Genomic DNA, 6,012 nt, shown 5'->3' with positions numbered 1-6,012 from the left:
CGACGTCGAGTTTCCGCTCTCGCTGGATGAGATTCGTTGCGCGAGCACGCTCGCGCAACTCATCAGATGGAAACGCTCTTTGAATTCGGTTCACAACTACTGAGTCCGGTGGTTTGTACACACTTCCCACCGGATTCTCACATTCCTAGTTACTGACGATTCTAGCTTGGCGTCTCTGGATACCCCGATCTGTTAAACTAGAACGGATGGTGGTGAGACCTTTCGAGACGACATTGTGTATTGAACGAGGGAGATAACCTGTGCATAGCTGAGCCTAGAGAGGGGTGTGAGAAATTCGTTTAAGTAGGTTTGAGACCAAAATTGGCTCAACCGCATATAGTATTGTCAAGTCCGTCCTCAACCCCCAACAGACACCGGGAAGAGTGGCAAAGCCCGCTAACTATAGATCGAAGATAAACAGCTGTCTAATATCCTGGAATCCTTCTCAGACTTAACTCCTCGGCCAGAATGATTGGGATCGACACCAATGGCTTCCTTTTGTATCCATTCTGCATTTTGATTATACCTGAATACATGATGGGCAAGTGCCTTTCCATAGTCTGTAAACTTCCAACTTTGTCCGGACCAATAAACAACTTCTCGGTGTTTGTAGGTTGTAATCAGTCTGTTTGATGGACTTTTACCCTCTTCCGATAGATTATTGAAAACGTTACTCACTGTTCTTTTATGTGTAGCTGACTTACCCATTGCCAAGGCAATTGTCTCAGAGGTGATATTTTGACCAGTCTCCTTGGAAACCCGAAGATTCCAAAGCGTCTCCAAAGCTTGCTTCACATTGATACCGGGAACAGATGCTTCATTGATAGAGTTCCATTCCTCATCCAATTCCAGACGAAGAGTACTATATTTCCCGAATGATTCACCAAGTCTGTTTTCAACATACCTTTCAGTAGCCTCTCTCGGCCGAAGAGGGGGGTCCCCATTCATCTCGCTTAGACCAATATTAGTGATATGAATAACTTCATCGAGATATGGAGTGGGCTTTATATCGTATCTCTCCAAAACCTCTGCTCTTCCGTCAGCTATTTCGTATTCATTGGTCTCTGTTTGTGATGGTCCCTTCTCTTTGTAGTGGTCATCGGTATGATACGCAAGTGTAAACCCAGATAAGAAATCTTGAGCACGTCTATTGTCAAAAACGGTCCCCGTTAGTGTACTCAAGGCAAGCCCAATACTAAATCCTAATTGAAACTCTGAATTGTCCAAGTCACTTTTCGTATCGCGACCGTGTAAATTCCGCATAGACCAGTGCTCAGGCTTGGACACGTCTGGTAAGTAATTCCAGTTATCATCAATGTCGCTCAGCCGATCATCATGCTCTAATGCTGTTATATCATACAGCAATCGTCGAATTCGGACAGATAATTCATTTGCCCTCTCGTTGACTTTTTCTTCGAGAGCAGAATCACTGTATGATCCTGTTTCTCCATGAAGCAGGTATCTCATTCGTGATTCTGACAGATAGTTGTCCGTAGTTGGAGGTCGAGTGGCCGATTCTCGAATTAATTCGTCAACATCGTCGAGGAAGGCGAAATCAACGTCGTCCTGTTGACCTTCTTTCATTCGTTGAAATTTTGAAGTGTCTCTATCTAATTTGTTGTGGCTAAACCATTTAAGTGAGACAAAACAGAGTGGTGTTCAGCAGGGGAGCGAATGAGGTTTGTCTGAAAGATTGTAGTGATGAAATCTCAGAAGATAAGAGCGCGATTGGATTCAACTCTATATTCATCACGTAAATGGTGGATGGACACTGCAGGTATGGACGCCCGGCCCAACCAGACAGTTCTGGCCGATGTCGACTCGACACACATCGAGGACGACGCAGTCGAAGTTCGCATAGAAGTTCTCCCCCACGTGGATGTTGTATCCGTAGTCACAGCGAAATGGGGGCTCGACGTAACACTCGTCGCCAAGTGAGCCGAGGAGTTCTCCCAGTAGGTTTCGCCGTGTCTGCCGATCGTCCGATGTCGTTCGATTGTACCGTCGCGTGAGATCGCGGGCACGTTCCCGGTCGGCGACGAGTTCGGGACCGCCGGCGTCGTATCGGTCCCCGGCTAGCATCTTCTCTTTTTCACTGCCCATGACTACGGGTGACAACCGGATCGGATACGTATTCCGGCCTCCGCTCCGGACAGTACACTGCCGATCAGAACTCGAGCGGCTCCGCCTCTTCCCACCGCGGGACGAACTCCTCGCGGACGTTCGCGGCGAACTCCGGATCCTTGAGGTCGATCATGCCGAACGCGTCGCCCGACGAGAGTGGATTCGGAACCTGTATGCAGAGTTCGACGTCGTCGATGAGGTTGAACGAGCCGGTCACGTCGTCGTTGATCCGGACGTCGAAATCGCGCCGAGCCTGGAGCGTCCCACGGTAGCGCTCGCCGACCTTCTCGGAGAGCGAGCCGACCATGTTTCGGGTCATCAAGACGTCGACCGAAACGCCCCTGTCGAGCGCGCTCTCGAGTTGTTCGACCACGTCCTCGCTGACCGCCTGGATGTCTCGTTCGGGAATCGGGTCCGCGGCGACCATGACGATGTGCTCGTCCGCGGCTGCGAGACGCTCTAACAGGAGATTCGTCGTCTCCTCCGGGCCGACGGCCGCGGTCCAGAACTGATCCTCGATCGGTTCGGCCGCGTCGAGTTCGTCCGAGAGGTCGTCGACGATCGACTCGTACTGGTCCGCCTTCTCCTCGAGTTCGCGCTTCTTGTCCTCGAGGAGGCGATCGAGCGCGGTCGACGGCTCGACGGCGACGTACTTCTTCGGACGACTCGCGGTCTGGCTCCGGACGAGGTTGTACTGTTCGATGCTGTTGAGCACGTCGTAGATGCGCCCCATCGGGACGTCGCTCGCTCGAGACAACTCTTTGGCCGTTGTCGGACCGGTGTTCAACAGCGACCGATACGCTCGGGCTTCGTACTCCGAAAGGCCGAGGTCCCTGAGGCTCGCCATACTCTAACGAAACCAACTGGAACGCTATAAACGCTGCGGTAGTTGTGTGGTTTCGGCAATTAGGTCGGTTCAGGGCCGAGATCAAGCGAGAACGTCCCGAAGCTGTTCACTCAACTGTTCCGGAGTTTCGACGACCGCCGAAACTCGGTCACCGAGCTCGACCCGTGCCGTCCCCGCCTCGAGATCGCCGGCCGCGTCCGGAACGACGACTTTCTCGTGGTCGGCGAGGCGCAACGCCGCCCGGTGGAGATCCGATCCGGGCGCGTCGGCGACCCGGACGACCAGCGGGCCCTCGAGCAGCCTCGAGACGGCCGTGGCGTAGCGGGCGATCTGGACGCCGAACCGGTCGCTGGCTCCGGCGAACGACTCGAGCGTTTCCCGCGCGACGGTCCGGTACCGGTCCTCGCCGGTGAGTACGGCGAGGTTGAGGAGTGCGTCCGCGAACGCGACGTTCGAGTCGAGTGGACGGAGCGGACGGTCGAGGAGACCGACCCCCTCCCTGGGACCGTCGAGAAACGAGTCGTCGTCGCGAAGCCGCTCGATCGTCGTATCGGCGACCGACGTCGCGTCCGCGAGTGACTTCGTTCCGAGCACGCTCGCGCCAGCCGTCAACGCGGCCAGCGCGCGCGCCTGATTCGCGAGCAGACACGCCGGATCCGACCCACCGCCCTCGGCAGCGTCTCCGTGATCGGTGTCGATCGTACCCGCGTGTGCGTGGACGACGACGCCGTCTTCGAGGAGGTCGGTCCGGAGCGTCTCGAGTGCGCGTTCGGCGTACCGGCGCGCGCGCTCGTCGTCCGTGTAGGCGCAGTAGGTCAACAGTCCCTCGACCGCGAGCGCGTTCGGACCGGCGAAGACACGCTCGTCGACCGGCGGCTCCGGGGCCGTGGCGCGATCGGTGGCGTCGAGGACGTGCGCGTCGTCCTCGCCCGGTGGCTGGCTGTTGGCGAACGCGTCGACGTCGTCGTTCCACAGCGTCGTAGTCAGGTACTCGATCGTTCGCTCGGCCGGTTCGCGGTACTCGTCCGCGCCAGTGTGAAGGTACGCGTTCGCGAACGCGCGAACGAGCGCCGCGTTCGAGTCGAGCAGCTTCTCGTACTGGAGGCCGGCCCAGTCCCGTTCGGTCGCAAAGCGGTAGAAGCCGCCGTCGTACTCGTCGAGGAGATTTGCACCCACGGCGTCGAACGACCGCAGCGCCATCTCTCGATCGCGTTTGAGCGCGAACTCGAGTGCGTCGGGGAGCGGAAACTTCGGACTGGTACCCCAGCCGCCGGCGACCTCGTCGTACGTCTCGGTCAGCTGGCCGAGCATCGCGGCCTCGACGTCGGCCGTCAGATCGCCCCCTGGCGGATCGTCCTCTCGAAGCGAACGGGGTGTTCGAGCCGCGCCGCTGCCGTTGGTCTGCCACATCGTCCGGACGCTATCGAGTACCTGTCGCATGCCGTCGGGACCGAGGTAGCCGGCACCGGTGAGGACGCCGCCGCCGGGCGCGAGAAAGACCGTCGACGGGAAGCCGCCCATGTTGTACCGATCGCGAACCCGCGGGAAGCGGTCGACGTCGACGCGGACGGGAACGAAGCTGTCGTTGACGTTCGCCGCGATTCTGGGTTCGGCGTAGGTCTCGCGGTCCATCTCGTGGCAGTGTTCACACCACGTCGCGGTGAGCGAGAGCAACACGGGGACGTCTTTCTCTCTCGCCTCGTCGAAGGCCTCCCGCCCCCACTCGCGCCACTCGACGTGCGTCTCGTCGTTCATATCGGATCCTCGGGAGTCGCGGGCGTAAGCCCTTCGCTCGCGATTCGACGACGGTCCCCGCCAGCCTCCATTCGGCAGCGGGATCGGCCCCTGACTCGAGAGTAAAGGGTTTTCACCCTCGGTCGGCTATATCGGCGCATGCTCCGGTGGATCTTCGCGCTGTTGCTCATCCCGTTTCTCGACGCGGTGATCCTCGCGATCGTCGTCAGCCAGACCGAGATGCTCGGCTGGGTCGGGATGGTCTTGCTCGTCGTCCTGACGGGACTGATCGGGATGTTGCTCGTCCGCGCGGAAGGCCGGCGGACGATTCGAAAGATGCAACGATCGCTCTCTCGGGGGGAGCCACCGACGAACGAGCTACTCGACGGCGGGCTGTTGATCGCCTCGGGTGCGTTCCTGCTCACCCCCGGGCTGGTGACCGACGCCATCGGCTTCCTGCTCGTGCTCCCGCTCACCCGGATTCCCATCCGCGCCGGCCTCAAGCGGTTCGTCATCGTCCCGTACGCCGACAAAAAGACCGACGGGCTGGTCAGCGGGACCGTCTGGACGTACGGCTTTCCCGAGGGCGAACAGATGGGGCAGACGGGATCGAGTACTGGATCGACAGACGGCGATACCTACGACCTCGGCGAGGACGCCTACACCGTCGACGCCGGCGACGGCTACACGATCGACTTCGGTGATGGGAGTGCCTCGAGTTCGTCGGACGCCGATACCGACGGAGACGACCGCGACCCCCGCGCTCGCTAGCGGTTCTCACGGCATCCACGGAAAGAAACGCTTAAACGTACCACCGAGCAACTATCGGATGCGACGCGGGCCAATAGCTCAATCAGGTTGAGCGCCACTCTGATAAGGTGGAGGCTCTCGGTTCAAATCCGAGTTGGCCCATCTTCTCGCCGCGAACAAATTCGCGAGCGGCGCGTAGCGTATCGAACTCGAGAAACTTGTTACAACTGAATCCCATTTGGCGGATCAGGTATCCGTCTTTAGCTAAGCGTGAAACCACGTGACAGCGACAGCTTATCGTGGATACTTTTCGGAAGGAATGAGGAGGTATCGAGTGTGCACAACGAAACCTCCTCATCTCGGATTATGCGTCGGCTCACTACATTGTTTCCCTCCGAGTTCCTCGAAGAGCACGCCGAGGAACTCGGCGTGGTCGAACGCGACCGCAAGCTCCAGATTCCCGCATTCGTCTGGGCATTCGTGTTCGGTTTCGCCGCAGGCGAAAGCCGAACACTCGCTGGCTTCAGACGCAGCTACAACTCGACAGCTGATGAGAC

Annotated in this window: 4 protein-coding genes, 1 tRNA gene and 2 pseudogenes; 3 read left to right on the top strand and 4 right to left on the bottom strand. The window is 58.3% G+C overall.

Translation table 11 applies throughout. The features are described from left to right. Nucleotides 1-396: 396 nt before the first annotated feature. From EA473_RS21715 to EA473_RS21700, 4 genes and pseudogenes are all read right to left on the bottom strand, one after another. Entirely contained in the window at nt 397-1,584 is a 1,188-nt protein-coding gene (locus EA473_RS21715) for a hypothetical protein (RefSeq protein WP_124197689.1), read from the bottom strand. Nucleotides 1,585-1,761: 177 nt separating this feature from the next. Beyond that, nucleotides 1,762-2,103, bottom strand: a pseudogene (locus EA473_RS21710) (maltose acetyltransferase domain-containing protein); the annotation flags it as partial. 64 nt (nt 2,104-2,167) lie between these two features. Then, complete coding sequence (locus EA473_RS21705; protein ID WP_124197688.1) at nt 2,168-2,971, bottom strand: TrmB family transcriptional regulator; 804 nt, start codon at nt 2,969-2,971, stop codon at nt 2,168-2,170. Between the two features lie 81 nt (nt 2,972-3,052). Then, the gene (locus EA473_RS21700) at nt 3,053-4,726 is read right to left on the bottom strand and encodes a DUF255 domain-containing protein (RefSeq protein ID WP_124197687.1); all 1,674 of its coding nucleotides are present in this window, start codon (nt 4,724-4,726) and stop codon (nt 3,053-3,055) included. 138 nt (nt 4,727-4,864) lie between these two features. Between EA473_RS21700 and EA473_RS21695 the strand changes: the two genes are divergently transcribed. The 3 genes and pseudogenes from EA473_RS21695 to EA473_RS21685 form a co-directional block, all read left to right on the top strand. Continuing rightward, entirely contained in the window at nt 4,865-5,476 is a 612-nt protein-coding gene (locus tag EA473_RS21695; RefSeq protein WP_124197686.1) for an FxsA family protein, read from the top strand. A gap of 67 nt (nt 5,477-5,543) precedes the next feature. Next, nucleotides 5,544-5,617 (top strand) — tRNA-Ile (locus EA473_RS21690). Between the two features lie 204 nt (nt 5,618-5,821). Continuing rightward, nucleotides 5,822-6,012, top strand: a pseudogene (locus tag EA473_RS21685) (IS4 family transposase); the annotation flags it as partial.

The sequence above is a fragment of the Natrarchaeobius chitinivorans genome (assembly GCF_003841505.1).
In the GTDB taxonomy this organism is placed as follows: Archaea; Halobacteriota; Halobacteria; order Halobacteriales; family Natrialbaceae; genus Natrarchaeobius; species Natrarchaeobius chitinivorans.
The sequence above is the reverse complement of the archived record's forward strand: the minus strand, read 5'-3'. Positions and strand labels throughout refer to the sequence as shown.

What these genes read in the sequence shown, in the direction of transcription:
- EA473_RS21715 (WP_124197689.1), bottom strand. Translation starts at nt 1,584, where the DNA reads ATGAAAGAAGGTCAACAGGACGACGTTGATTTCGCCTTCCTCGACGAT.
- EA473_RS21705 (WP_124197688.1), bottom strand. Translation starts at nt 2,971, where the DNA reads ATGGCGAGCCTCAGGGACCTCGGCCTTTCGGAGTACGAAGCCCGAGCG.
- EA473_RS21700 (WP_124197687.1), bottom strand. Translation starts at nt 4,726, where the DNA reads ATGAACGACGAGACGCACGTCGAGTGGCGCGAGTGGGGGCGGGAGGCC.
- EA473_RS21695 (WP_124197686.1), top strand. Translation starts at nt 4,865, where the DNA reads ATGCTCCGGTGGATCTTCGCGCTGTTGCTCATCCCGTTTCTCGACGCG.